The sequence below is a fragment of the Ottowia sp. genome, from assembly GCF_046348305.1.
Lineage (GTDB): Bacteria > Pseudomonadota > Gammaproteobacteria > Burkholderiales > Burkholderiaceae_C > Ottowia.
The window spans coordinates 41,861-68,167 of record NZ_JAXMEM010000012.1; the positions used below are offsets into that span (position 1 = coordinate 41,861).

Annotated in this window: 23 protein-coding genes; 7 read left to right on the forward strand and 16 right to left on the reverse strand. The window is 69.7% G+C overall.

Annotated elements, in window-relative coordinates:
* Window positions 1–6 precede the first annotated feature (6 nt).
* Window positions 7–648, reverse strand: a complete 642-nt coding sequence (locus tag U1F38_RS14735; protein ID WP_409987823.1) for a hypothetical protein — start codon at window positions 646–648, stop codon at window positions 7–9.
* Window positions 649–831: 183 nt separating this feature from the next.
* On the opposite strand from U1F38_RS14735, the gene U1F38_RS14740 reads away from it, so the two are divergent.
* Entirely contained in the window at window positions 832–1,965 is a 1,134-nt protein-coding gene (locus U1F38_RS14740; RefSeq protein ID WP_409987824.1) for an MBL fold metallo-hydrolase, read from the forward strand.
* Between the two features lie 9 nt (window positions 1,966–1,974).
* Here U1F38_RS14740 and U1F38_RS14745 read toward each other — a convergent pair whose 3' ends face one another.
* The 4 genes from U1F38_RS14745 to U1F38_RS14760 all read right to left on the reverse strand — a co-directional run bounded on the left by U1F38_RS14745 (window position 1,975) and on the right by U1F38_RS14760 (window position 6,139).
* The gene (locus U1F38_RS14745; protein ID WP_409987825.1) at window positions 1,975–2,658 is read right to left on the reverse strand and encodes a glutathione S-transferase family protein; all 684 of its coding nucleotides are present in this window, start codon (window positions 2,656–2,658) and stop codon (window positions 1,975–1,977) included.
* A gap of 57 nt (window positions 2,659–2,715) precedes the next feature.
* On the reverse strand, window positions 2,716–3,687 hold the full coding sequence (locus tag U1F38_RS14750) for a complex I NDUFA9 subunit family protein (RefSeq protein WP_409987826.1): 972 nt from the start codon (window positions 3,685–3,687) through the stop codon (window positions 2,716–2,718).
* A 170-nt stretch (window positions 3,688–3,857) separates the two neighbouring features.
* Window positions 3,858–4,121 carry a type II toxin-antitoxin system Phd/YefM family antitoxin gene (locus tag U1F38_RS14755; RefSeq protein WP_409987827.1) on the reverse strand — a complete coding sequence of 88 codons (264 nt, stop codon included), beginning with the start codon at window positions 4,119–4,121 and terminating at the stop codon, window positions 3,858–3,860.
* Complete coding sequence (locus U1F38_RS14760; RefSeq protein WP_409987828.1) at window positions 4,118–6,139, reverse strand: transglycosylase SLT domain-containing protein; 2,022 nt, start codon at window positions 6,137–6,139, stop codon at window positions 4,118–4,120. Before U1F38_RS14760 ends, U1F38_RS14755 begins: the two co-directional genes overlap by 4 nt.
* A 9-nt stretch (window positions 6,140–6,148) precedes the next feature.
* On the opposite strand from U1F38_RS14760, the gene U1F38_RS14765 reads away from it, so the two are divergent.
* Complete coding sequence (locus tag U1F38_RS14765) at window positions 6,149–6,733, forward strand: 5-formyltetrahydrofolate cyclo-ligase (RefSeq protein WP_409987829.1); 585 nt, start codon at window positions 6,149–6,151, stop codon at window positions 6,731–6,733.
* A 52-nt stretch (window positions 6,734–6,785) separates the two neighbouring features.
* Here U1F38_RS14765 and U1F38_RS14770 read toward each other — a convergent pair whose 3' ends face one another.
* The gene (locus tag U1F38_RS14770; RefSeq protein ID WP_409987830.1) at window positions 6,786–7,775 is read right to left on the reverse strand and encodes a LysR substrate-binding domain-containing protein; all 990 of its coding nucleotides are present in this window, start codon (window positions 7,773–7,775) and stop codon (window positions 6,786–6,788) included.
* A gap of 123 nt (window positions 7,776–7,898) precedes the next feature.
* On the opposite strand from U1F38_RS14770, the gene U1F38_RS14775 reads away from it, so the two are divergent.
* Window positions 7,899–8,285 (forward strand): DUF2917 domain-containing protein, encoded by a 387-nt coding sequence (locus tag U1F38_RS14775; RefSeq protein WP_409987831.1) that lies wholly within the window; start codon window positions 7,899–7,901, stop codon window positions 8,283–8,285.
* A 144-nt stretch (window positions 8,286–8,429) separates the two neighbouring features.
* Window positions 8,430–10,742 (forward strand): NADP-dependent malic enzyme, encoded by a 2,313-nt coding sequence (locus U1F38_RS14780; RefSeq protein WP_409987832.1) that lies wholly within the window; start codon window positions 8,430–8,432, stop codon window positions 10,740–10,742.
* Window positions 10,743–10,819: 77 nt separating this feature from the next.
* On the opposite strand, the gene U1F38_RS14785 is transcribed toward U1F38_RS14780, so the two are convergent.
* Complete coding sequence (locus U1F38_RS14785) at window positions 10,820–11,395, reverse strand: YceI family protein (protein ID WP_409987833.1); 576 nt, start codon at window positions 11,393–11,395, stop codon at window positions 10,820–10,822.
* A 142-nt stretch (window positions 11,396–11,537) separates the two neighbouring features.
* Between U1F38_RS14785 and U1F38_RS14790 the strand changes: the two genes are divergently transcribed.
* Together U1F38_RS14790 and U1F38_RS14795 are read left to right on the forward strand one after the other, a co-directional pair.
* The gene (locus U1F38_RS14790) at window positions 11,538–14,219 is read left to right on the forward strand and encodes a GNAT family N-acetyltransferase (RefSeq protein WP_409987834.1); all 2,682 of its coding nucleotides are present in this window, start codon (window positions 11,538–11,540) and stop codon (window positions 14,217–14,219) included.
* Between the two features lie 220 nt (window positions 14,220–14,439).
* Complete coding sequence (locus tag U1F38_RS14795) at window positions 14,440–15,672, forward strand: lytic murein transglycosylase (RefSeq protein WP_409987835.1); 1,233 nt, start codon at window positions 14,440–14,442, stop codon at window positions 15,670–15,672.
* Here the strand turns inward: U1F38_RS14795 and U1F38_RS14800 are convergent, their stop codons facing one another.
* From U1F38_RS14800 to U1F38_RS14835, 8 genes are all read right to left on the reverse strand, one after another.
* Window positions 15,673–17,586, reverse strand: a complete 1,914-nt coding sequence (locus U1F38_RS14800; RefSeq protein WP_409987836.1) for a cytochrome b N-terminal domain-containing protein — start codon at window positions 17,584–17,586, stop codon at window positions 15,673–15,675.
* On the reverse strand, window positions 17,583–19,010 hold the full coding sequence (locus U1F38_RS14805) for a cbb3-type cytochrome c oxidase subunit I (RefSeq protein WP_409987837.1): 1,428 nt from the start codon (window positions 19,008–19,010) through the stop codon (window positions 17,583–17,585). The genes U1F38_RS14800 and U1F38_RS14805 overlap by 4 nt, the downstream gene beginning before the upstream one ends.
* A 183-nt stretch (window positions 19,011–19,193) precedes the next feature.
* The gene (locus U1F38_RS14810) at window positions 19,194–19,727 is read right to left on the reverse strand and encodes a hypothetical protein (protein ID WP_409987838.1); all 534 of its coding nucleotides are present in this window, start codon (window positions 19,725–19,727) and stop codon (window positions 19,194–19,196) included.
* On the reverse strand, window positions 19,724–21,319 hold the full coding sequence (locus U1F38_RS14815; RefSeq protein WP_409987839.1) for a hydrogenase iron-sulfur subunit: 1,596 nt from the start codon (window positions 21,317–21,319) through the stop codon (window positions 19,724–19,726). The genes U1F38_RS14810 and U1F38_RS14815 overlap by 4 nt, the downstream gene beginning before the upstream one ends.
* Window positions 21,316–22,212, reverse strand: a complete 897-nt coding sequence (locus tag U1F38_RS14820; RefSeq protein ID WP_409987840.1) for an SCO family protein — start codon at window positions 22,210–22,212, stop codon at window positions 21,316–21,318. Before U1F38_RS14820 ends, U1F38_RS14815 begins: the two co-directional genes overlap by 4 nt.
* Window positions 22,213–22,270: 58 nt before the next feature.
* A complete protein-coding gene (locus tag U1F38_RS14825) occupies window positions 22,271–23,971 on the reverse strand; it encodes a cbb3-type cytochrome c oxidase subunit I (protein WP_409987841.1) in 1,701 nt (566 codons plus the stop codon).
* Between the two features lie 10 nt (window positions 23,972–23,981).
* Window positions 23,982–24,524, reverse strand: coding sequence for a cytochrome C oxidase subunit II (locus U1F38_RS14830; protein WP_409987842.1), 543 nt, complete (start codon window positions 24,522–24,524; stop codon window positions 23,982–23,984).
* A gap of 40 nt (window positions 24,525–24,564) precedes the next feature.
* Window positions 24,565–24,729 carry a hypothetical protein gene (locus U1F38_RS14835; RefSeq protein WP_409987843.1) on the reverse strand — a complete coding sequence of 55 codons (165 nt, stop codon included), beginning with the start codon at window positions 24,727–24,729 and terminating at the stop codon, window positions 24,565–24,567.
* Window positions 24,730–24,878: 149 nt separating this feature from the next.
* On the opposite strand from U1F38_RS14835, the gene U1F38_RS14840 reads away from it, so the two are divergent.
* Window positions 24,879–25,823 carry a COX15/CtaA family protein gene (locus tag U1F38_RS14840; RefSeq protein ID WP_409987844.1) on the forward strand — a complete coding sequence of 315 codons (945 nt, stop codon included), beginning with the start codon at window positions 24,879–24,881 and terminating at the stop codon, window positions 25,821–25,823.
* Window positions 25,824–25,837: 14 nt separating this feature from the next.
* Here U1F38_RS14840 and U1F38_RS14845 read toward each other — a convergent pair whose 3' ends face one another.
* Complete coding sequence (locus tag U1F38_RS14845; protein WP_409987845.1) at window positions 25,838–26,278, reverse strand: phasin family protein; 441 nt, start codon at window positions 26,276–26,278, stop codon at window positions 25,838–25,840.
* Window positions 26,279–26,307 lie beyond the last annotated feature (29 nt).

The following is a 26,307-nucleotide window of genomic DNA, read 5'->3' on the forward strand; positions in this document are numbered from 1 at the left end:
CCTCGGTCAGGCCGGCACCGCCGCGTCCCACGCCGCAACCCGAACCAGCCGCGGGTCGTCGGCGTGCTCCACCAGCATTTGCCGCACGCGGCCCTGCCACAACGTGCCGAAGCGCGCCAGTTCGTCGGCGCTGGCGCGACCGGCGGCGGCGCGCGGCAGCAGGGCGCGCATCTCGTCGGTCCAGGGCACGACCGAGGCGTCCAGCTCCACCTGCACGGCGCGACCGCTGTCCTGGCGGCGCAGGCCCAAGGTGCCCTGCACCGGTTGATCGAAGCGCAGCAGCTGGTGGCGCGAAAAGCGCCCGCCGATGCCGTGGAAGCCGGTCTCGGGCGCCGCGCCGGTGATGAGCTGCACCACGGTGCCAACCACGCCGTTGGCGCCGTCCTCGCGGCCGCCCCGCATGAAGACCTCGACCTCGCCGCGCACCGGTGTTTCATCGCCATACAGCGCACGCAGGCCGCGCACCGTCATCAGCCAGGCGCCGGCCACCGTGGGGCACGAATGGCCGGCCAGGCGCACGGCATCGGCGTAGCGATAGGTCATCAGGCCGCCGCGTGCGGCGCCCAAAAATTCGGCCAGCGGGTCGCGCAGCGTGATCTGCGGGGCGTCGGCAAAAAAGTCGGGAAAGGTGGATTCGGTGCTTTGCATGGCGGGTTCCGGAAACGATGGGGCGCGGGGCCTGATGCGCATTGGGCCGCATCGGCCCGCGGGCCGCAGACGTCGCCGGCCATGCCCGCACCCGCAGCGTGTGATTCGGGCCGGCGCCACGGCCCCGGCGGCAATCGGGGTTTGGGGTCATGATGCGCGTTTCGGATCGACTCCAACCCCCGCATGAAATGCCTCGGACAACTCGCCCACGGTGCGCGCCTGGAGCGCATGCACGCCTCACCGCTGTGGGCGGACAACGGCTTTCGCAACCGGCACCCCATCGCCGCCGGCCTGCGCGATGCGAGCGTGCCCATGCCTTCGCTGCGCGACATGCTGTGGCCGGGCGGGCGGCGTGTGCCGCGCTCGCCGCTGCCCGCCAACGACCCACGCGCCGCCTGGCTGCACACGCCGCAAAGCGGCCTGCGCGCCACCTGGCTGGGTCACTCCACCGTGCTGCTGGAGGTGGACGGCTGGCGCGTGCTGACCGACCCGGTATGGGGCCGGCGCGCATCGCCGCTGATCGGCGTGGGGCCCAAGCGCTTTCAGCCGGTGCCGGTGGGCTTGCGCGATTTGCCCGCGGTGGATGTCATCGTGATCTCGCACGACCACTACGACCACCTGGACTACCCCACCATCCGGGCGCTGGCGCGCTCGGACGTGCCCTTCGCCACCTCGCTGGGCGTGGGCGCGCACCTGCAAGCCTGGGGCATCGCGCCCGAGCGCATCCACGAGCTGGACTGGTGGGACAGCTGGGCGGTGCCGAACACCGGCATCACGATCACCGCCGCTCCGTCGCAGCACTTCAGCGGCCGCACGCTCAAGACACGCAACAGCACGCTGTGGTCGTCACTGGTGGTGCGCGGGCCGCGCCACGCGGTGTTCTTCAGCGGCGACACGGGCCTGTCGGGCGAATACGCCGCCATCCGCCAGCGCCTGGGCCCGTTCGACCTGGCGCTGCTGGAAGTCGGCGCCTACTACCCCGCCTGGGGCGACATGCACCTGGGCCCCGACCACGCGCTGGAGGCGCTGGCGCTGCTGGGAAATCCGCCCCTGTTGCCGGTGCACTGGGGCACTTTTGCCTTGGCCATGCATGACTGGGACCAGCCGCCCGAGCGCCTGCTGGAGCTGGCGCCGCGCACCAGCGCGCGCCTGGTGATGCCGCGCTTGGGCGAGGCCGTCGAGCCCGCACATGCCGAGCGCGTGCAGCCCTGGTGGCGCCAGGGTGCGGCGCCCGCGTCTGCCCTGCCCCCAGCCGCCGAAACCGCACCGCCGCTCACGCCCGAGCAGGTCGCCCGCCTGGACTGGCCGGGCGACTGACGCGCGGCCTCACCGCGCCAGCCGGTACGGCTCCTCGAACTCAATGAAGTCGTGCTCGGCCAACGCGGCGTCGATCCAGGCCTTGACGCCCGGCAACGCGCACACGCGGTCCATCCACGCCGTGATGACCGCCGGCGCCGGCAGAACGTAGGTCTTGAACCGCATCACCACCGGCGCAAAGTACGCATCGGCAATGCCGAACTCGCCAAACAGCATGGGACCGCCGTGCTGCGCCAGCAACTCCTGCCACATGGTCACCAGGCGGCCGACGTCGGCGCGCACGCCGGCGTTGTCGCGCCAGACGATGGCGCCCACCTCGGGCAGGCGCGCCTCGATGTTCATGCCGCAGGCGCTGCGCAGCGCACCGAAGCCCGAGTGCATCTCGGCGCAGATGCTGCGCGCGCGGGCACGGGCGCGCACGTCGCGCGGCCACAGGTGGAGGTCGGGAAATTTCTCGGCCAGGTACTCGGCAATGGCCAGCGAATCCCACACGGCGAAGTCGCCGTCCACCAGCAGCGGCACCTTGCCCGCCGGCGCCAGCCCGCCCAGGCGCCGCTTGAAGTCCGAGTCGCCCGAGAACGAATCAAAGCGCAGCTGCACCTCCTCGAACTCGATGCCGGCCTGCCTGAGCAGCACCCAGGGCCGCATGGACCAGGACGAATAGTTCTTGTTGCCGATGTAGAGCTTGAGCATGGAAGATCTCCGTATTGCGCGGCGCTCATGCTAACGCGCCGACGCGCGCCCCGGGGTTCAGCGGCCCGCGCTGCGCCGCCACACGTCCAGGCGCGACACCGGCCCGTTGGTGCCCAGGATCATCGGGCCCACGGCCGACAGCGGCGCCGGCGTGATGCCCAGCGCCGCCAGGCCGGGCAACTGGCCGCTGGCGACATTGGGCACCTTCATCGAGTCCAGGTTGTCGCGGCTCATCAGCGTGCCCGGAAGACGCTCCATCACCAGCGCCTGCAGCCACGCCAGCGGGCCGGGCATGCCCAGCACCGGGCGGCCACGCCCTTCGGCCACGCCGGCCCACTGCGCCGCCGATTGCGCCAGCTCGCGCAGGGTGAACACGTCGGGGCCGCAGATTTCATAGGTCTGGCCGATGGTCGCCGCGTCCTGCAGGCAGCGCTCCAGGGCAGCGGCCACATCGCGCACCCACACCGGCTGAAAGCGCGCGCCAGCGCCCGCCAGCGGCAACACCGGCAGCATGCGCTGCAGCCGCACGAACAGGCGCAGGAAGCGGTCGTCGGGTCCATAGATCACGCTGGGGCGCAGCACCGTCAGGTCGATCATGCTGGCAGCGGCGGCCTCTTGCAGAACGGCCTCGCCGGCGGCCTTGCTGCGCTGGTAATGCGAGGGGGCGTCCGTGGCCGCACCCAGCGCGCTCACGTGCACCACGCGGCGCACGCCATGCGCGCCGCAGGCGGCGGCGATCTGGCGCGGCAGCTCGACATGCATGCGCTCGAATTCCTTGGCGCTGCCATGCAGGATGGCCACCAGGTTGACCACCGCGTCGTGCCCCGGCATCAGCCGGCCCAGCGTGCCGGGCTGGGTCACGTCGGCCTCGACCAGGTCCACGCAGGGCAGCGGCCACAGCTGGCGCGCACCCGGCCCGGCGCGCCGGCGCGTGGGCACCGTCACCTGCGCACCCGCGCGCTGCAAGCGCTCGATCAGATGGCGACCGACAAAGCCGGAGCCGCCCAGAACCAGAATTTTCGATGCCATGTCAAACCTCCAAAATCGTGATGGGTGCAAGCGCAGTCTGATTCAAGCTCGCCCACCCTGCATCGACCTTGCGCAAAGTCCAAGCATTGTCATGGTGTCAGGGGATCCCGCCTGCGCCAGCTTGCCCGGGCGCAGATCGGACAACACGTTGCGGTCGATCAGGTACACGCTCAGGCATCCAGACGCAGGACGACGCCGATCGGATCGATCTCGAAGTTGGCCACTTCGGACGAATTGGGTAGGCCGTCCATCCGCTCCAGCAAGGACACCGTGCGTTCGTTGCCGGCCAGGAACTGGTCGACATCCATGGTCAGCAACACGAAGGCGGGCTCACCGTGGTCGGTGATGAAAACGGGCCCTTGCCTGGCCAAGTGCTTGGCACGGCTGACGTTGTGACCGAACTCGCGGCTGGTGATGGTGTGGATGGCGCTCACGGCAAATCCCGCGTGAGCACGCCCTCATCGGCCGCCGCCGGCCCGACGCGCCCCAGCCGGGCCTTGAGCGACTGCGGCTGGCCGGTGAGCAAGATGGCGTAGTCGGTGGTGTTGGCCAGCACCTTCTTGACGTAGTCGCGCGTTTCGGCAAAGGGGATGGTCTCGGCCCAGGCGGCGCCCTCCAGCACGGGGCCGTTGCGCCAGTTGCGCGGGCGGCCGGGCCCGGCGTTGTAGGCGGCGGCGGCCAGGGGCATGGAGCCGCGAAACTCATCCAGCGCCAGCTTGAGGTAGTTGGTGCCGATCAGGATGTTGGTGTCCAGCTCGCTGACCATGGCGGGCACGAAGCCGTCCAGGCCGATCTTGCGCGCGGTCCAGCGCGCGGTGGCGGGCATGATCTGCATCAGGCCCGAGGCGCCGACGTGCGAGCGCGCGTCCATGACGAAGCGGCTCTCCTGCCGGATCAGGCCGTACACATAGGCCGGGTCGAGCCCGATGGCCTGCGCCTGGCGCACCACCAGGCCCTGGTGCGGCGTGGGGTAGCGCTGGGCGAAGTCCTCGAAGCCCTTGATGCGCTCGCTGGTGTTGATGCAGCGGTCCCACACCTGCAGCTCGCACGCCAGGTTGGCCGCGGCGTAGAGCTGGCGGTCGCCCATGCCGCCGGCGTCGTGCAGGTTGGTCCAGTAGTTCCACTCGCGCACGCCTTCGCTGCGCAGGCCCAGGCCGATGGCCAGCAGGGCGCGGTTCAGGCCGGGGTTGGCGCGCGCGGCGGCGCGCTCCTCGGCGGTGAGGGGTGCGGGCGCGGGCGGCGGCGTGATGGGGCGGCCCAGCTCCTCCAGCGCCAGCTTGCCGTAGAAGCTGCGGTCGCTGGCAATGGCCTCCAGCGGCTGGCGGGCGGCGGCGCGCGCCTCGTCGGTCCTGGCCAGGGCCGTCTCGGCACGGGCGCGCCAATAAATCCACGTCGGGTCTTGCCGCAGCGGCTCGCTCATGGCGAGCACGGCGGCGCGCACGCCCGCCCACTGGCCGGCGCGCAAGGCGGCACGCGCCTGCCAGGCCAGCAAGTCGTCGCTCAGGTCCTGCGCGCGCGTGACCTTGGCGAAGTAGCCCCAGGCGTTGTCTTGCAGCTTGAGCGCGGCCTGCTTGCCGATGACGGCCCACAGCCAGTTGCGCTCCTCGGGCGAGAGCTGCACCGTCCACTTGCCATCCAGCAGGCCGGCGGCCTGGTCGGGGTCTTGCACGGCCACGCGGATCAGCGCGAGCACGATCAGCTCCTGCCCCTTGCGCGTGCCCACCGCGGCGCGGCTGGCCAAGTAGCGCGCGGCGCCGTTGCTGATCTGCGCCACGGTGGCCGCCGCATCGGGGGCGTCCAGCGCCACGGCGGAGCGGGCCATGCCGGGGCGGCCGGCCTCCATGGCCAGGCGCGCCTTCATCCACAGGTCGGCCGACGTGATCTGGCCGGCCTGGTGCAGCACGTCCGCGGCCAGCAGGCAGCCGTCGCCCTCGCTGCGCTGGGCCCACCAGTCGCGGCGCACGGCCTGCACCGCCTCGCGCGAGACGCTGGCGCCCTGCAGCGCCTGCATGGCGGCGGCGTAGCAGCGCACCTCGGCGTCGTCGGCCATGCGAAAGCGCGGCAGCTCTTGCGCAAACGTGGCCCAGTCGCGGCGCTTGCCGGCCAGCAGCAGCCAGTCGTTGCGCAGGCGATCTTCCTGGTAGGTGCCGGCGTAGCGCGTCAGAAAGTCCTGCACGTCCTGCGCGCTGGCATCCTCCAGCCTCACCTTGAGGGCCCAATACGCCGCCCAGGGCTCCAGCGCATGGCCGCGCGCCAGCGGCAACAGGCTGGCCAGGCGCGCCTTGTCGCCCCGGCGAAACGCCTCGCGCATGTCCAGGATGACGCTGTCGGCGGCCGCGGCGGGGGCCGGCGCACTGGCCGCAGGCAGCTCGGCCGACTGCGCGCGCGCCGCCTCGGTGTGGGCCAAACCCGCGGCGGCGAAAGCCAATGTCAGAATCGAGAGCCTACGCATGAACCCATTATGACCACGCCGCCCGACAAAAAATCCCTGCGCGCCCGTCTGGTGCATGAGCGCCTGCACCTCGGCGACCGGCTCGCGCGCGCCGACGCGCTGCAAGACATCCTGCGCATCTGGCTGATCGGGCGGCCCGACACGGTGATTGGCGCGTATTGGCCGATCAAGGGCGAGTTTGACCCCCTGCCCGCCCTGCACCGCTGGAAGGAGGACGGCGAGCTGATGGACGAGCCCCAGCGCCGGCGCATCGGCCTGCCGGTGGTCAACAAGCTGCATCGCACGCTGACCTTTCACGCCTGGTACCCCGGCTGCCCGATGGAGGAGGACGCCTACGGCATCCCCAAGCCCAAGGACACCGAGCTGATCGTGCCCACCTTGTTGTTCGTGCCCTGCGTGGGCTACGGCCCCGGCGGCTTTCGCCTGGGCTACGGCGGCGGCTTTTACGACCGCACCCTGGCCGCCCTGCAGCCGCGCCCGCACACCGTGGGCCTGGGCTTTACCAACGGCTTTCTCGAAGACCTGGAGCCCGAGGCGCACGACGTGCCGCTGGATGCGATCCTGAATGACAACGGGGTGGTTTGGCCGGTGTGAGGCTGTACGCAGGTTGACGCAGCAGAAACAGCGTCCGGGACTTCAACCGTTGTCAAGCGACGGCGTCCGTCGCGGCCCCCTCCCCCGTCACCGCCCGCGTGGCCACGGCCTGCGCGGCCAGCCAGTCGGCGAAGGCCTTGACTTCGGCGCGCTGCGCGCTGTGGGGCGACACCATCACCCAGTACGCCATGGGCGAGACCAGGCGCGCGTTGGGATAGGCGTCGGGCGCAAACACCTCCACCAGCTCGCCGCGCGCCAGGCTCTCGGCCACCAGAGGCGGGCGCGCCAACACCACGCCCTGACCCGACATCGCCGCCTGCACCATCTGGTAGGCGTAGTTGAAGCTGAGCCAGCGCTTGGGCTGCGACTGCGCCAGGCCATTGGCGTCCAGCCAGCGGCGCCACGTGAGCCAGGCCAAGTGGGGCGTGTAGGCGTCGGCCGCCTCGATCAGGGTGTGGGCCAGCAGGTCGGCGGGGGTCTTCAGGCGCGGGCCGCTTCTCAAAAGCCAGGGGCTGGCCATGGGCGTGACCAGCTCGCCAAACAGGCGGCGCGCCGCAGGCGGCATGCGGTCCGCGGGGGCGTAGCGCACGGCCACGTCGATGTCGGTCACCTCCAGGTCCACCGCGCTGTCGCTGGCCTCGATGCGGATGTCGATGTCGGGGTGCTCGCGCTGAAACGCCTCCAGCTTGGGGATCAGCCACATCGACGCGAACGAGGCAAAGGTGGTGACCGACACGTGCCGGCGCCCCGCGTTCTGGCGGATGTGGCGCACCGCGGCGTCGATGCGCGGCAGGGCCTGCCCCACCGCGCTGATCAGCTGGATGCCGGCCTCGGTCAGCTCGACCGCGCGCGTGTGGCGCAGGAACAGGGGCACGCCCACGTCGTCCTCCAGCGCCTGGATCTGGCGGCTGACGGCCGACTGCGTGAGCGCCATTTCCTCGGCCGCCAGGCGAAAGTTGAGGTGGCGCGCCACCGCCTCGAAGGCGCGCAAATGGCCGGCCTGGATGGGGCGCGAGCGCAGGTGGGTCTGGGAGTGCAGCACAGCGAGATTGATGCAAATCGGGAATCAATAGCGTGGCGGGATTTCATTGGACTGTCAATGGGGATCGGCGCAACATGCAGCCATCGGATTCATTCCCGATTCAATGCTTTCCAGGAGCCCGCCATGTCTGATGTCAAGCTGCATTCCTCGCCCAGCCTGTCCCTGTCCCGGGGCGTCGGCGTGACGCTGCAGCCGGGCCAGGCACGCACCCTGCGCGTGCCGGCCGCCGGCCTGCTGCGTGTGACGCGCGGCGCGTTGTGGGTGACCCGGCACGGCGCGCGCGCCCAGCCGGCGCCCGATGACGTGTATGTGGCGGCCGGCCAGCCGCTGGCGCTGCGCGCGGGCGAGTCGGTGGTGATCGAGCCGATTCACCGAGGCGGCGAGCCGGCTGGCCCGGTGGCCCCGGCCGCCTTTTGCTGGCAGCCGGCCACCGGGCGCTGCGCCGGCGCGCTGCGCGCGTTCGCGGATCGCTTGGGTGCCTGGGTGCACGGCGCGCACGTTCGCGCGTGACGCTACTTGATTGATAGCTGGTTGCGCTTGATGAACAAGCGCAATCGCTTGTTTCAACGAATATTTTCATGGATCTCGCGGCAGCATGGGCGTGATTTGGAGTAGGCTTGCAGCCATCCAAAACAACCGGCTGCCGGAGACACCATGAGCAAACCCCTGAGCCCCGCCGAGGCTGCGCTGCGCGATGCGGCGCGTGAATACCACCGCAGTCCCACGCGCGGCAAGATTTCCGTCACGCCGACCAAGCCGCTGGCCAACCAGCTCGATCTGTCGCTGGCCTATTCGCCCGGCGTGGCCTATCCGTGCCTGGACATCCAGGCCGATCCGAGCAAAGCCGCCGAATACACCTCGCGCGGCAACCTGGTGGGCGTCATCACCAACGGCACGGCCGTGCTGGGCCTGGGCAACATCGGCGCGCTGGCGGGCAAGCCGGTGATGGAGGGCAAGGGGTGCCTCTTCAAGAAGTTCGCCGGCATCGACGTGTTCGACATCGAGCTGGACGAGCACGACCCCGACAAGCTGGTGGACATCATTGCCGCGCTGGAGCCCACGCTGGGCGGCGTCAATCTGGAGGACATCAAGGCGCCCGAGTGCTTCTATATCGAGAAGAAGCTGCGCGAGCGCATGAACATCCCCGTGTTCCACGACGACCAGCACGGCACGGCCATCATCTCGTCGGCGGCGCTGCTCAACGGCCTGGAGCTGGTGGGCAAGAAGATCGGCGACGTCAAGGTAGCCGTGAGCGGCGCGGGCGCCGCCGCCATCGCCTGTCTGGACGTGATGGTGGCCTTGGGCGTCAAGCCGGCCAACGTGCACGCCTGCGACTCCAAGGGCCTGATCTACGCCGGCCGCGCCAGCGTGGACGCCTCCAAGGCGCGCTACGCGCAGCCCGACACCGGCGCGCGCACCTTGGCCGACGTGGTCAAGGGGGCCGACGTGTTTCTGGGCTGCTCGGCCGCCGGCGTGCTGACGCAAGAGATGGTGAAAACCATGGCCGACAAGCCCATCATCCTGGCGCTGGCCAACCCCGAGCCCGAGATCCGCCCCGAGGACGCCAAGGCCGCGCGGCCCGACTGCATCATCGCCACCGGGCGCAGCGACTACCCCAACCAGGTCAACAACGTCCTGTGCTTTCCCTACATCTTCCGCGGCGCGCTGGACTGCGGCGCCAGCAAGATCACCGAGGAGATGAAGCTGGCCTGCGTGCGCGAGATCGCCGCCCTGGCCAAGGCCGAGACCAGCGCCGAGGTGGCCACCGCCTACGCCGGCAAGGAGCTGCACTTCGGCCCCGACTACATCATCCCCACGCCGTTTGATCCGCGCCTGATCCTGCGCATCGCCCCGGCAGTGGCCGAGGCGGCGGCCAAGTCGGGCGTGGCCGAGCGCCCCATTGCCGACCTGGAGGCCTATCGCACGCAGCTGACGCGCTTCATCTACCAGACCGGCATGGTGATGCAGCCGGTGCTGACGGCGGCGCGCGCGGCCGATGCGGCGCACAAGCGCGTGGCCTACGCCGAGGGCGAGGACGAGCGCGTGCTGCACGCCGCGCAGGTGGTGGTGGACGACAAGCTGGCGCGCCCCATCCTGATCGGCCGCCCGGCCGTGATCGAGCAGCGCATCCACAAGGCCGGGCTGCGCATCCGCCTGGGCGTGGACGTGGACAACGTCAACCCCGAGGAGGATTCGCGCTTTCGCCAGTACTGGGAGACCTACCACCACCTGATGGGGCGCAACGGCGTCAGCGTCGAGGCCGCCAAGGCCACGGTGCGCCGCTCCAACACCGTCATTGCCGCGCTGATGGTGCACCTGGGCGATGCCGACGCCATGCTGTGCGGCACCGTGGGGCGCTACCACGCGCACCTGGACAACATCCGCGACATCATCGGCGTCGAGCCCGGCGCGCCCGACCTGGCCGCGCTCAACGCCATCATGCTGCACGAGCGCACGCTGTTCATCTGCGACACCTACGTGCACGAAGACCCCAGCGCCGAGCTGCTGGCCGGCATCGCCAGGATGGCCGCCACCGAGGTGCACAACTTCGGCCTGCCGCCCAAGGTGGCGTTTTTGTCGCACTCCAATTTCGGCTCGTCCAAGGACGCCTCGGCGCTCAAGGTGCGCCGCGCGCGCGACCTGTTCCGCGCGCTGGCCCCCGATGTCGAATGCGACGGCGAAATGCACGGCGACAGCGCCCTGTCGGCCAAGCTGCGCGCTGCCACCATGCCCGACAGCACCCTGAGCGGCGAGGCCAACCTGCTGGTGTGCCCCAACCTGGACGCGGCCAACATCCTGTTCAACGTGCTCAAGACCGTGGCCGGCAGCGGCGTCACCATTGGCCCCATGCTGCTGGGCGCGGCCGCGCCGGCGCACGTGCTCACGCCCTCGTCCACCGTGCGCCGGCTGGTCAACATGACCGCGCTGGCGGTCGATGAGGCACAGGTGCGCCGGCGCAACCGGTGATCTGTCGGATGCTCTGATATCAATAGCTGCGCGCGCCCATCACAAGGGCACAAGCAGCCATTTCGACGTTCAAGCGCTCACTGTCTGAACGCCTCGATGGTGGCCGTGATGCGCACGTTCTTGGGCATGCCCGCGTCCACCAGATAGTTCATGCCCCATTGGGTGCGGTCGATCACCGCCTCGAAGTCGCCGCCGCAGGCCTCGGTCCTGGCGCGCTTGTTGGGGTAGCACTTGAATTGATTGGCCTTGAGCGTGACCGGCAGCGTGCGTCCCAGCAGCGTGAGCTGGCCGGGCACCTCGACGAGGCGCTCGCCGTCGAACACCAGCCGGTCCGAGACGAAGCGCATGGTCGGGTATTGGCGCGCGTCGAACAGATCGGGCGAGAGCAGATGCTCGTCAAAGCCCCGGGAGCCGCTGTAGACGCTGGCCACCTGCACGAACAGGTCGATGGCGCCCGCCTTGGCCACGGGGTCGAAGCGCACCGAGCCCGCCACCTCGTCAAAGCGCGCGCGGTTGACCGAGGCGCCAAAGTGGTCGATGGCGAAGGTGGCGTAGGTGTGATCGGCGTCCAGGGCATAGCGCGCCGGCTCGGCATGGGCCGCGCCAAAAACCAGCCAGGCCAGGCCGAGAAAGGTGGACAAATGTTTGCGCATGGGTCATCCTCCAAAGACAATGCCAATCGGCTCAGTATGGCGGCGCAGCCGTCCGCAAGCCTTGACCTGAGGCAGCTTCCCCGCCTTTGCCGGCCAGCAGTCAAGGCCGCAACCGGATCACCATAGGACCCTCATCGACCCCATGAGCATCCGCAACCTCGACTCGCTGTTCCATCCGCAATCGGTGGCGATCATCGGCGCCTCCGAGCGGCCGTTTTCGGCCGGCGCCGCGCTGTGGCGCAACATGCACGCCAGCGGCTTCCAGGGCGCGCTCTGGCCGCTCAACCCCAAATACGAGCAGCTGGCCGGCCAGCGCTGCTATGCCCGCGTGCGCGATCTGCCCGGCGTGCCGGAGCTGGCCGTGATCTGCACCCCGCCCGCCACGGTGGACGATCTGATCCGGCAACTGGCCCAGGCCGGCACCAAGGCCGCCGTGGTCATCAGCGCCGGCCTCACGCCCGAGCAGAAGCAGGCCATGCTGGACGCCGCGCGCCCCCGGCTGCTGCGCATCCTGGGGCCCGACTGCGTGGGCCTGCTGGCGCCGCACGCGCACCTGAACGCCAGCATCGCGCCCGCCGCGGCCCAGCCGGGCCAACTGGCCCTGGTCTCGCAGTCCGACGCGCTGGTCACCGCCATGCTGGACTGGGCGCAGGCGCGCAGCATCGGTTTTTCGCACTTTGTCGCACTGGGCGAGCACGCCGACGTGGACGCTGCCGACGTGCTGGACTACCTGGCCAGCGACGCGCACACGCGCGCCATCCTGCTGTGCATCGAATCGATCGAGCACGCGCGCAAGTTCATGTCGGCCGCGCGCGCGGCGGCGCGCAACAAGCCGGTCATCGTGCTCAAGGCCGGGCGCAGCGCGCCGGGACAACAGGCCGCCGCCTCGCACACCGGCGCGCTGGCCGGCGCCGATGCCGTGCATGAAGCGGCCATTGCCCGCGCCGGCATGCTGCGCGTGGACAGCCTGGAGCAGCTCTTTCTGGCCGCCGAAATTCTCACCCGCTTCAAGGCGCCCGTCGGCGCGCACCTGAGCATCCTCACCAACGCCGGCGGCGCCGGCGTGCTGGCCGCCGACGCGGCGGCGGCGCATGGCCTGCGCCTGGCCGATCCGGGCGCTGCGCTGCGCGGCGAGCTGGCCGCGGTGCTGCCGCTCCGCAGCCCCCTCGGCAACCCGGTGACCCTCGCCGCCGACGCGCCCGCGCCGTGCTACGCGGACGCGCTGCGGGCGCTGGCACGCCACCCCGAGGACAGCGGCACGCTGCTGTTCATCCATGCGCCCACCGCCATCGTGCCGGCCGCCGACATCGCGCGCGCCATGATTCCCGTCGCCCACCCTGCGCAGCAGCACGCGCTGCCCCTGGTGGCGGCGTGGATGGGGGGCCCGGCCGTCGCCGAAGCGCGCCAGCTGTTCATGCAGGCCGGCACCGCCTGCTACGACATGCCCGAGCAGGCGGTGGCCGCCATCGGCATGCTGCACGACTACGCGCGCAACCAGGCCGAGCTGACCGAAGCGCCACCGGCCGCACCACCGGGCCAGCCCGCGCCCGACACCGCCGCCGTGCGCCGCCTGGTCGCCACCGCGCTGGCCGAGGGGCGATCGTGGTTGAGCGAGCCCGAGTCCAAGGCCGTGTGCGCGGCCTACGGCATCCCCGTGGTGGCCACCCACCGGGTCGCCCCCGAGCCCGAAGCCGCCGCCGACGAGGCGGCGCGCATCGGCTTTCCGGTGGTGCTCAAGATCGTGTCGGCCGACGTCACGCACAAGTCGGACGTGGGTGGCGTGGCGCTCAACCTGCAGGACGCCCAGGACGTGCGCACCGCTGCGCAGACCATGCTCGCGCGCATCGCCAAGACCCACCCGCAGGCGCGGCTGGAGGGCTTTGCCGTGCAGGCCATGGTGCGCAAGCCGCAGGCGCAGGAGCTGATCGTCGGCGCCAGCATCGACCCCGGCTTCGGCCCCGTGATCCTGTTCGGCCAGGGCGGCACGGCCGTCGAGGTGCTCAGGGACAGCGCCATGGCGCTGCCGCCGCTGAACGCCCCGCTGGCGCGCGCACTGATCGAGCGCACCCGCGTGGCGCGCCTGCTGGCCGGCTGGCGCGACGTGCCCCCGGCCGACCTGGACGCCGTCATCGCGACGCTGATGGCCGTGTCCCAGCTGCTCGCCGACGTGCCCGAGCTGGCCGAGCTGGACATCAACCCGCTGCTGGTGGACCACGCCGGCGCCATTGCGCTGGACGCGCGCGTGGGCCTGAGCGCCGCGCAACCCGCGGGCGCCCGCCACTTCGCCATCGCGCCCTATCCGGCCGATCTCATCGAGACGGTGCAGTGGCAAGGCCGCACGCTCACGCTGCGCCCGGTGCGCCCCGAGGACGAAGCGCAGCACCGCGCCTTTCTGGAAAGCCTGGATCCCGGCGACATCCGCCTGCGCCTGTTCTACACCCGCCGCTACATGGAGCGCAGCGAGCTGGCGCGCCTGGTGCAAATCGACTACACGCGCGAGATGGCCTTCATCGCCACCGCGCCCGACGAGAACGGCCGCGAGCAAACCCTGGGTGTGGCCCGCGCCAGCGCCGACCCGGACAACCAGGGCGCCGAGTTCGGCATCATCCTGCGCCACGGCTTGAAGGGCGCGGGCCTGGGCCGTCGGCTGATGGACAAGCTGATCGGCCACTTCCGCGCCGCCGGCACGCGCGAGATGACCGCCGTGGTGCTCAAGGAAAACCGCGCCATGCGCGAGCTGGGCCACGCGCTGGGCTTTTCCGACCAGCCCTCGCCGGACGACCCCGACATCCGGCTGCTGACGCTGGAGTTGCAGGCGCCCTGACGCTGCGCGCGGGGAACCGAAACTCCAACAGCCGGACGCAGAGGACGCAAAAAATTCCATTCATGAGGACCGGATCCAGATTGAAGTTTTCTGCGCCTTTTGCGAAACCTTTGCGTCCTCTGCGTCCGGCTGTTCATGGTTTTTATCGGCCCCCGGTAAATTACAAGCGGTTTCAGTCGCTCGCGCCCATCCCGTGCGTGCAAGCAGCTATCATTTTTGAATGAACCCTTCCATGTTTCCGCGCGCCGCGCTGCTGGCCTTGTGCGCCGCCTGGGCGCTGCCCGGCGCGGCGCAGGACGCGCCCGCGCCCAGCCTCGACCCCGCCGAATTCAAGACCTGCCTGAGCCAGCTGCAGGGTACGCCGGCGTTTCGCGCCATCACGGCGCAGACCTTTGCCGAGCAGACCCGCACGCTCGCACCCGACCCCTCGGTGCTGGTGCTGCTCAATCGCCAGCCCGAGTTCACCATGCCGGTGTGGGACTACATGGCCGTGCTGGACGACGCCGAGCGCGTGCAGGACGGGCGGGCGGCCTTTGCCAAGTGGCAGGATGTGCTGCAAAAGATCGAGGCGCAGACGGGCGTGCCCGCCGCCATCATCACCGGCGTATGGGGCGTGGAGAGCAATTTCGGCCAGAACCTGGGCGGGCGCCCGCTGGTGCAGTCGCTGGCCACGCTGTCGTGCTTCGGGCGCCGGCAGGCCTACTTTCGCGGCGAGTTCGCGGCGGCGCTGCGCATCATCCAGGAGGGCCACATCGCGCCCGACAAGCTGACCGGCTCCTGGGCCGGCGCGTTCGGGCAGACGCAGTTCATGCCCAGCACCTTTTTTGCCAACGCGGTGGACTTCGACGGTGACGGGCGGCGCGACATCGTGGACAGCGTGCCCGACGCGCTGGCCTCGACCGCCAAATTCCTGCAAAACGCCGGCTGGCGGCGCGGCGAGCCCTGGGGCTTTGAAGTGCGCCTGCCCAAGGGCTTCGACAGCTCGGGCGCAAGCCGCAAGGCCAAGCAGCCCATCGCCACCTGGCAGCGCGCCGGCCTGACGCTGGCGGATGGCCAGCCCCTGCCGGGCGATCTGCCCAGCGCCGGCCTGATGATTCCGGCCGCCGGCGGCCCGGCCTTTCTGGTAGGGCGCAACTTCGACGCGCTGTACCGCTACAACGCCAGCGAGAACTACGCCCTGGCCATCGCCCACCTGGCCGACCTGATCGCCGACCCGCAGGCGCCCCTGGCCTTTGCCACGCCCTGGCCCACGGACGATCCGGGCCTGTCGCGCGCCGAGAACCGCGAGCTGCAAACCCTGCTGCTGGCGCGTGGCCACGACATCGGCACGGCCGACGGCATGATCGGCGCCAAGACGCGCGAGGCCATCAAGGCCGAGCAGCAAAGGCTGGGCGTCAAGGCCGACGGGCGCGCCGGCCAGAAGCTGCTGGCCGCGCTCAGAAAAGCGGATTGATCACGAAGTCGATTCGGCGGCCGCCGCACGCGGCGCATTGAGCACGAAGGCATCGGAGAAACACGCGCCCTCTTCCAGCCCGTGCGACAAAAAGGCGGGCACCGCCGTCTGCACCATCATGGTGGAGCCGCAGGCGTACAGCTCCTGCCCGCGCATGTCGGGAAAGTCCTCCAGCACCGCCTGGTGCACCAGGCCGCGGCGGCCCTCCCAGCCGTCGCCCGGCGCGCCATCGGACAGCACCGGGATGAAGCGGAAGTTGGCGTGCTCGCACTGCCAGGTTTCGGCCAGATCGCGCATGTACAGGTCGGACACCTGGCGCACGCCCCAGTACAGGCGCATGGGCCGCGTGATGCCGCGCGCAAAGGCGTCCTCGATGATGCTCTTGACGGGCGCAAAGCCCGTGGCCCCCGCCAGAAAGACGATGGGGCGCTCGCCTTCGCGCAGCGTGAAGCGCCCCAGCGGCCCCTCCAGGCGCAGCGTGTCGCCCACCTGCATGCCGTCGAACACATGGCCGGTGAAGCGCCCGCCCGGGATGCGCCGCACGTGCAGGTCGATCAGCGGGCGCTGCATCGGCGGGTTGGCAAACGAGAAGGCGCGGCGCTCGCCGTCCTCCAGGATCACGTTCAGGTACTGGCCGGCGATGAAGTCCAGCTTCAGGTCGGCCGGGGGTTGCAGCAACAGGCGCATCACCTCGGGCGCCAGGCGTTCCATGCTGACCACGGTGGCGCTGAACTCTTGCTTGATCAGGGGCTCCAGGGTTTCGACCTCGATCTCCAGGTCCTCCAGCGGCACGGCACAGCACATCAGCGCCTGGCCGCGCTCGCGCATGGCCTCGGTCAGCGTGGCGGGCTGATACGGGCCGTGGTCGAACTTGCCGTTGAGCACCGTGCACACGCACAGCCCGCAGCCGCCGGCGCGGCAGTCGTATTGCAGCGGCAGCTCGGCGCGCAGGCCGGCCTCCAGGATGGTCTCGCCGCGGCGCGCCGACACGTGGCGCGCATCGGGATGCACGGTCACGTTCAGGGTGCGGGCCGCGCCGCCCGCGCGCCGCCACACCAGCCAGGGTTGCACCAGCAGCAGGCCGGTCACGCCCAGCACCAGCGCCCAGGTCCAGGCCGGCCCCCAGGCGTGCACCAGCGGGTACAGGCCCAGCAGCAGCCAGTCGAGCTTGAGCTGGCTGGGCACCACGGCCATGTGCGCGGGGCCGCCCTGGCTGACGACGGGCAGCACCAGCGCCAGCACCAGCAGCATCACGCCGGCACTGACGGCGATCGGCTTGGGCGGCTGCATGGCCGCCTTGGGCACGCGCTGCACGTGCACCCACATCAGCAGCAGCGTGAGCAGCGGCACGCCGATGTGGATGAACACCAGCAGCGAAAACAGGCGATCGCTCACGGTGCTGTCGTAGATGAAGTTGCGGATCAGCGAGCCGCGGAACAGCGGAATCCAGTCCAGCCACTCGAAGCTGGTGGTGGTGACGAACTGGGCGAGCTGGTCCCAGGGCAGCATGTAGCCGTTGGCGCCGGCGGCATACACCAGCCAGATCAGCGCCACGCCCGTGACCCACGAGAACGCACGGAAGCCGCGCAGCCGGTCGAACGCGAAGTAGCGCAGCATGTGGATCACCATGGTCACCACCATGGCGTCCGAGGCGTAGCGATGCACGCTGCGCACGATGCCGCCGATGAACCACTGCCGGTGCGTGAGCCCCTCCACCGACTGGTAGGCCCCCGTCACGCTGGTGTCGAAGAAGGCAAACAGGTACAGGCCGGTGCCGGCGACGATCCAGAACAGGAAGAAGGTCAGCGGACCCAGGTGGTAGTAGGGGTTCAGGCGGTCGCCGAAGGCGCGGTTGAAGACCGCCTCCACCCGCATGAAGCCCCAGCGCATCAGCGCCTGCAGCCGACCGATCATGCCGGCACCTCCATGGACCGGGCCCGCATGGCGCGCAGCACCACGACGACGAACAGCAGGCCGCCGATCACGGCCAGCAGCCCGCCCAGGCCCATCAGGCCCATGCCGGCCACCTCGGCCGTGCTGCGCAGCACCTGCTCGCTGCCGGCCACCTTGCGCTGCACGCCATAGCCGCCCGACCAAACCAGGCCGATGATGTGCATCAGCTGCCCCGCGCCATACAGCCAGGGCTGCCACACCGCCATGCGCCCGCGCGGCGCGCTCCAGCCCAGCGTGGGCAGCAGGTGATAGACGATGCCCATCAGCGCCAGCGTGACGCCCACGATGCAGCCGTGGTAGTGCGCCGGAATCTTGACGTTGCTGCCGCTGATCAGCATGCCGATCACGCCGCCGCAGGCGAACAGCAGCATGGAGCTGACCAGCGCGCCCCACAGCGGCCTTTGCTCATCGCGCAGCCGGCGCAGCGGCGCCAGTGCCAGCACCACGGCCAGCGCGATGGGAAAGATCGCCAGCCCGCCCCCAACGCGCATGGCCCAGGTGTGCAATTGGCGGTTTTCCACGCTGACGGCGTCATACGCCACATAGGCGTAGGGCGTGATGAACACGCTGACCAGCGCCAGCATGAGCAGCAGCAAGGCGATGCGCGGGCTCAGCAGCACCCGCCCGCCGCAGGCATGGGCCAGCCACAGCCACACCACCAGCATCAGCAGCGTCCAGGCAAACTGCAAGGCGTGGCCACCGCCCCAGAAGAGGATCTCGTAATAGGTGCGCAAATCCATGCGGGTGGGCACCGCGGCAAACGACCAGGCAAAGGCCAGCAGCGCCACGGCCACGCACACCACGCTGGCACTCAACCCGAAGCGCAGCGCGCGCTCGCCGTCGATCACGCCGCCCAGGCGCGGGGCGGCCAGCAGGCTGCGCAGCACCTGCACGCCCAGGCCCAGGCCAAAGACGACCAGCCCGGCCAGGAACAGCGGCCCGTGCAACACCGGGATGTAGTTGGCCATGATGGCCTCGCCCGGGCGGATGAAGGCGCCCAGCGCCATCAGCACCGTGCCGCTGCCGCACAGGCCCAGGGCGGCCCAACTCCAGCCGAGGCCGCGCTCGGTGGTGTTCAGGCTCCACAACATGCCCGCCATGGCGGCAAACCACACCAACACCGACAAATCCACGTGCACCACCAGTGCCACGCGAAAAAAGTCGGCAACCGGAAACCACTGGTTGACGCCCGGCGTGCGCGCCAGCACCAGCAGCACCGAATAGAGGCCCGAGCCAGCCAGCGCCGCCAGCCCCAGCGCCAACCAGGCCCGCGCCAGCGCGCGCTGGGCGGTGGTGGGCTGCGGCAAGGTGTAGGCGGCAGGCTCTGCCGTGCGCGGCGCGTACAGCGCGTGGGGATCGAAAATGGCTTGTGCAGGGTGATTCATATCAATCTTCCAGGGTGCTGCCAAGCGCCGGGGGCGCCGCAAACCCAAAGCGCCCATTGGCCGCCGAGCGGGCCATGACAGCGAACGCCGTGGCCGGACCTGCGCCGGCCACAGGCGTTGCCCCTCCTCCAGGCGCAGCGCCAGAGAGGAGGGAAGGCGCGCAGCGACGCAGGGAGGTGTTCATTAGAACGTGATGCCGCCCTTCTCGGCGTTGTAGTCGATCACCAGGACTTGATTGGGTTTGAGCGTCACCGTGTCCTCGAGCTGCGCCGTGAAACCCGGAGCGCGTGCGTCGTCCTTCATGCGAACGGCAATTTTTTGTTCCCCGGCCGGCACCTGGACCCGCCGATATACCGCGGAGGCGCCATCGCGCTTCAGGCCACTGGGCTCGGCCGTCTCTTGCAGCACGCGCCGGCCGTTGATGTCCACCTCGATGCTGACGGGCGAGCGCTCGCGCGGGCAAATCTGCTTGGGACGCATCTGCGGGGGCAGCTTGGCCTTTTCTTCCTCGGTCAGGGGGCGGCAGTCGCCCACCGGCTTGCCGGTGTGCGTGAAGCTGATCTTGATCAGCGCATCGCCCGGCGGCAGCGGGTGGTAGACGGGCCAGTGCGAGAACACGCCGATGAACACGGCAAACAAGACGTACAGCAGCGCCTGGCCCAGCCATGCCCCCACGGAAACGCGATGGCGCGAAGGATCGACGGTGGAGGCATTCATGTGGACAACTCGAGGGCGGATGGGGTGCGCTCGCGCGCCGACTGCGGGCCGCGCCAACGATCGAGGATGGGTGCGATGGCATCGGCATCCCGCGCACCGGACCAGACCATGGCCCAGCGTTCGCGCGGCACGGTGGGCCGCAGGCGGGGCTCGCGCACGCCGTGCAGGCGCTCGTGCAACAGCGTGGCGCCGTCGCGGAACGCGCAGTGGCCGGGCGCGCACGCCTGCACGAGCACGCCGGCGGCGCCGTCGCGCAGCGCGTATTCGACGAAGGCGGGCGGCAACTGGCCGACGCACAGCAATTCGATGGCCACCACGTCGGGCGCCAGCAGGCAGGCCGGCGGCGGCACGTGGGCGCAGCGAAAGGCCACGATGGATCGGGCCGCGGGCGCAGCCTGCAGCCGCTGGCGCAACTGCTCGCGCAGTGTGTTGACCGGCAACTGCGGCATGTCGATGCCGCTTTGCAAATCGGCCACGCTGCGAAATGGCGTCGCCGATGGGCAGGCGCCGGCGCAGATGCCGCAGCGCGCGCAGCGCTCGGCATCGACCACGGCCAGCTCATGACCGGGCTTGCCGCTGGGGTGCGCGACCATGCCGATGGCGGCGTAGGGGCAGTCATCGACGCAGCGCCGGCAGCCGCTGCAATAGTCGGGATCGACCCGGGCCGCGGGCGCGTCCTCGCGGCGGTGCGGCATGAAGGGCAGCCACAGCAGACCGGCCAGGGCGCCACCCAGCACAACCCAGGCGAGCCCGCCCGACAGCGCGTCGGCCATGGGGTGGACAAACAGCAGCAACCAGTCCAGCCGCAGCGCGGCGGGCACCCGGGTCATGTCGGCCGCCGGACCGCTGACCACGGGCGTCACGGTGGCCAGCCCCACGAACATGGCCAGCAGACCCAGGGCCAGCGGCTGCGGCGGCACGACGCGCGCGCGCGGCAGGCGCTGGATGTGAAACCACAGTCCGAACGTCATCAGCAGCGCCACGCCCAGATGCACGAAGACGAACAGCGAGAACAGGCGGTCGCCCACCGTGTCCAGCGACAGGAAGTTGCGCGCCAGCGGCGTGGTCAGCCCCGGCAGGGCGTCCAGCCATTCGGCGGTGGCCAGGGCCGAGTACTGGCCCAGCTCGTCCCAATTGAGCCAGAAGCCGCCGATGCCGCAGACAAAGGCAAACACGATGAGCGGCACGCCGGTGAGCCAGCTGAAGCGGTGATGGGCGCGAAAGCGCCCATGCAGCCATTCGCGCAACGCGTGCAGGCCCATCAGCAGCACGAAGGCATCGGCCGCGTAGCGATGCACGCTGCGCAGCCAGCCACCGTAGAACCAGGGCCACGCGGCCAGGCGCTCGATCGAGGCGTGGGCGCCGGCGGCCGAGGTGTCGATGACGGCGTACAGGTAAATGCCGCTGGCCGCCAGCGTCCAGAAGCACAGAAAGGCCATGCTGCCCAGGTGATGCAGCGGATTGAGCGCCGGCCACGTCCAGCGGTCGATGCCGCGCTCGAGCGCTTGCCAGGCAGCCAGGGCGCGCCCTGGCGCTGCCGGAGCCCCGGCGCGGCGCGGCACCGGCGCGGGCAGGACAGCGGCGGCATTCAATGCAGGGCCTCCGCAGGCACCGGTGCGCTCCGGCGCACTTGCCGGCGGGCGCGCCGATGGCGCCGCCATTCGAGCACGAAGTACCCGATCATCCACACGAAGAACACCATGCCGCCAACGATCTCCATCACCAGCGCGTACTTGAAGCGGTAGGTGCCGGTCTCCGGGTCGTATACGGTGCACAGGATGCGCACGCGTTCGAGCAGGCCGGCCAGCGTCTCGCGCTGGGTGACGGGCGCGCGGCCCAGCAGCTGGCGCAGTGGCTCGCCGAGCTGCTGCGCCGTCAGTTGGTCGCCCCAGACCTGGGTGGCGATCTTGCCCTCGGCATCCAGCACGGTGACGCCCAGGATGTGATCGAAGCCCGCCGGCGTGGCCAGGTAGCTGAAGCCGAAGCTGCGCGTGAGCGGCTCCACGATCTTGGCGTGCGGGCTGAGGAACTCCCAGTTGGGGTACTTGATGCCGTACTGCGCGGCAAACGAGCGCAGCGCCACCGGCGAGTCGGCCGGCTGGTTGAAGCCGATGCTGACGACGTTGAACTGGCCCGGGCTGAGCAGCTGGTCCAGCCCCTTGACGGCTTCGTGCAGGTTGCGCGTGCTGGTGGGACAGATCTCGAAGCAGCCGGTGTAGATGAAGCTCACCAGCAACGGCTTGCCCCGGTATTGGGACAGCCGCACCGGCTTGCCCTGGCGGTCGAGCAAGGTGAAGTCGGGCGGCGTCGTGCCGATCACGGCCTGGCCGGCGGCCAGCGCGGCGGTGGCGTCCAGGCGGGGCACGGTGCTGGCCACGGCGTCGTCCGCCTGCGCCCATCCGGCGGCGCCCAGCAGGGGGAGCACGCCTGCCAGCGTCCACAGCATGCGTTGCACACGCTGGGCCAGCCCGGTCACCGCTTTCATCCGCACGTTCAAGCTCCGAACCGCCACGGCCAGCGCCGCGGCGATCAACGGGCCACGCTCAACTGAGGCCCCACAGGGTGGACAGGTACTTCCAGTTGATGAAGTAGTACAGCACGAAGGCCACCAGGAACACCATGGCCAGCACGAAGGTGCCGGGGGCCGCAAAACCGGCCGAACCGGCGGTTTGCGCCACCACGGTGGGGGCGGTGCGCGGGATCGGCGTGAAGGTGGCGCGCTCGGCGCCGCGTTCGAGCTTCTTGCCCCACAACAGCGAACCGACGGTGACGTAAATGTAGATCGCGCCACCGGCAATTGCCGCCACGCCGCCGATGCCCACCAGGCCCATCATCAGGTAGGCGGCGCCCGGCCATTCGTAGGCCAGCGGGTTGCCGCTGAAGGCCATGTCCCAGTGGCGACGCGACACGCCCAGGGTGCCGGCGCCCATCATCACCAGGCAGAAGAAGTACATCGAGAAGCCGAAGATGTACGGTTGCCACTTGGCCAGCTTGGGCGCGATCATCTCGCGCTTGAACAGCACCGGGATCAGGTAATACGTCAGCGCCATGAAAGTCAGCGTGGTGCCCACGACGACGGTGGCGTGAAAGTGGCCCGGCACATAGATCGTGTTGTGGATAATCATGTTGAGCTGCTCGGTGCCCATCATCACGCCCGAGATGCCGCCCAGGAAGCCAAAGCCGATGATCGAGATGAACACGCCCGAGAACGTGGGGTTGCCCCAGGGCGCCTTGCGCAGCCACTCGAACAGGCCCTTGGTGAAGCCCTTTTGCCGCTGCGCCACTTCCATCGCGCCGGGCACCGTCAGGCCGTGCAGCATCGAGGCCAGCACCGCGAAGTACATGAAGTAACTGGTGTTGACGATCTTCCAGGGCGTGGACAGGCCCGGGTCGGCCAGCAGGTGGTGTGCGCTGGCCAGCTGGAGGAACAAGATGTAGAGCAAAAACGCCGTGCGGCTGACGCGCTCGCTCATCGGCTTGGCGCCGAAGACGACCGCTGCCACCAGATACCACACCGAGATGTGCGCGGCCACGTTGATCTGCTGCGAGGAGTGTCCCAGCGCCCACCAGATGGTGCGGTAGGCCAGCGGATCGACCTGCTTGATCAGGCCGATGGACATCAGCCAGGTCGGGATCAGGATGATGGCGCCCGACAGCAGGGTGAACACCGCAATGATGGCCGCCGTGATGGCGCCCATGGTGACCAGCGGCACCGAGCCCTGATAGGTGCGGTCGCGCTTGGCGACGACCAGGGTGCCGAAGAACACGCCGCATCCGATCAGCGCGCCGACGGCGAACAGGATGATGGTCAGATAGAACCAGGACGAGGCCATCATGGGCACGTAGCTGGTCATCATGACGCTGGAGCTGCCCTGGAACACGACGATGTTGTTGCCCACCGAGCCGATCACCATCAGCGCAAAGGCCAGCCAGGCGAGCTTGGGTGTGGCAATGCGGCAGCGCAGCAAGGTGGAGGCGCAGAAGTACAGGATGGCGATCTCAAAGAAGATCAGCCAGAAGATCAGCATGTCCAGGCCATGGGCCGTGAGCACCATGTAGAAGGTGTCGGCCTCCAGCCAGTGCACCGCCGGCCAGCGCGTGAGCACCACGCCGATGGCCAGCAGGCCGCCGAAGGCCAAGAACAGCACGCCGGCGACGGCGTTCCACATGATGAGTTTTTCGGCCTGCGCTTCAAATTGCAGGCCCGATCGCGGGCAGGTGCGATAGGTGGTGGCTTGTCCCATGGTGCGTCCCTCAGTCCTTGATGTACATGCGGCCCACCATGGTGTGGTGGCCAATTCCACAGAACTCGTTGCACACGATCGAGATCTGGCCCGACTGGTTGGGCGTGATGGTCAGCACGTGCTCGAAGCCCGGCACCAGCTGGATGTTGATGTTCTGCGGCTGCAGCGAGAAGCCGTGGTTGTAGTCCATGGCCGTCAGATGCAGGCGGTATTTCTCGCCCTTCTTCAGCTCCAGGATGGGCCAGAAGTTCCACAGCCGGCCCAGCATGTAGACGTCGCTGCCCGGCGGCGGGGCCACCACGGGCGTGTTTTGCTCGCCTTCGGTGCGCACCGTGTACTTGTCGACCACGGCCTGCGCCTTGGCCGTGAACTTCTCGGGCGTGGTGCGGTAGGTCTCGGTCGACAGGTTCTGGTTGCCCCAGACGTGCCAGCCGACCATCATGACGAACATGATCAGGCACCAGGTCAGCGACAGCACGATCCACGTGCCTTCGACCCGGTCGATGGGATGCTTGTACCAAAGCCGCTCGGGCGGCGGAAGAATGGCGCTCATGGTGTGGAACCTCGGGGTGGAAAGGCGATCGGACCGGGGCTTACTTGCCCAGGGGCAGCATCATGATTTCGACCACGCCCCACAGGTTGTAGACCAGCATGGGAATCAGCACGCCCAGGAACAGCAGGATGAAGGGGCTGTCCAGCAACTGCTGCATCCAGGGAATGGGTTCGTTGGGGTCGTTCAGGTCGTCTTTCTGGCTCATGGATCCCTCCGGTGGAAAACCCGCGCCCAAGCGGACGCGGGGAGGCTCGCCCATTCTCGAGTAACCCACTCGGGATTGATTTGACTTAGTTCAATGTTTGGCGCCGCGGCCCGGCGGGCCGGCCGGACGTCGCGCTACGATCGCGCGCCATGACGCCCACCGCCCCCAGCGCCAGCAGCCCCCCGTCCGACCCCGACGCGCGCGATCCGGCACGCCGACTGCGCCGCATGGCCCGGCTGTGCGCCGCGCTGGTGCTGGCGATCATCACGCTCAGCGCGTGGCTGCGCCTGGCCCGATCCGGCATTGGCTGCGCGGACTGGCCGGCCTGCTACGGAGCGGTGTGGCAAGCGGCCGCCCCCGCGCTGCCGGCCGGCGCCGAGACGTCCGCCACGGTTCTCGCCGTGCGGCTGGCGCACCGCGTGCTGGCGGTGGCCGCGCTGGTCTTGATCGTCGTCATGCTGGCCAGCGCGTGGCCGCCGCGCCGGCACGGGTGGCGACCGGCGCTGGAAGCCGGCGCGCTGCTGGCCGTCACCCTGGGCCTGGCCGTGCTGGGGGCCCTGGGCGCGCAGTCGCTGCTGCCGGCGGTGGCGCTGGGCAACCTGCTGGGCGGCTTTGCCATGCTGGCCCTCAGCCTGCGCCTGGCCAGTGGCCGGCCCATCGACGCCGGAACCGGCGCTCGCGTCTGGCTATGGGCCGCGTTCGGGCTGGTGCTGCTGGAAACCGCACTGGGCGGCCTGGCCAGCGCCAGCGGTTCCCTGCTGGCCTGCGACGGCCTGAGCGATTGCTGGGCAGAGGCACAGGACGGGCCCGCATGGAGCGCGCTGAACCCCTGGCACGCCCCAGCGCTTGGCGGCGGCGCCGGCGTGCAATGGGCGCACCGGCTGGGCAGCTGGCTCGTGCTCTTGCTGGCTGCGCCGCTGGCCTGGCGCCTGCGCCCGCACGATCGGCGCGGCGCCGCGGCTGTGCTGGCCTGCCTGCTGCTGCAAGCCGCACTGGGGCCGCTGATGGCGAGCGCCGGCTATCCGATGGCGCTGGTGCTGGCGCACAACGTGCTGGCGGCCTTCACGCTGGCCTTGCTGGCACGCTGGCTCTGAGATTGACCCGCCGGCTACTTCTTGCCCTTCATCAGCGCCTGCAAGCTGGCCATGTTCTCCTGCATGCGCTGCTGCACCACCTTCCAGGCGTCGGTGCGGGTCTTGGTCTCCAGCGCGGCCAGTTCCTGGAAGTCCTTCATGGCCTTCTTCATGCCGCGTTGCAACACCTCGCCCTGCTTGGCCATCGCGTCCTTGTCCAGCGCGCCTTTCATCGACTCCTGCAGGGCGGCCAGGTTCTCGCGCAGGATGGCGCTGCGCCGCTCGGCCAGCGCCTTCATGCCCTCATAGGCCTGGCGATTGGCCTCGGCCAGGGCCTCGAAGTCCTTGCGCTGCCATTCGACCAGCGCGCTCGCGTCCACGCCGGGCAGCTTGAACTGCTTGAGCGTCTTGGTGAGTTCGCCCAAATCGGGCATGCCGGGCGCGGCGGCAGATGACTTCTTGGTGCTTGTGGCCATGACGATCCTCCAGGGGCGGGTTGAAAAAC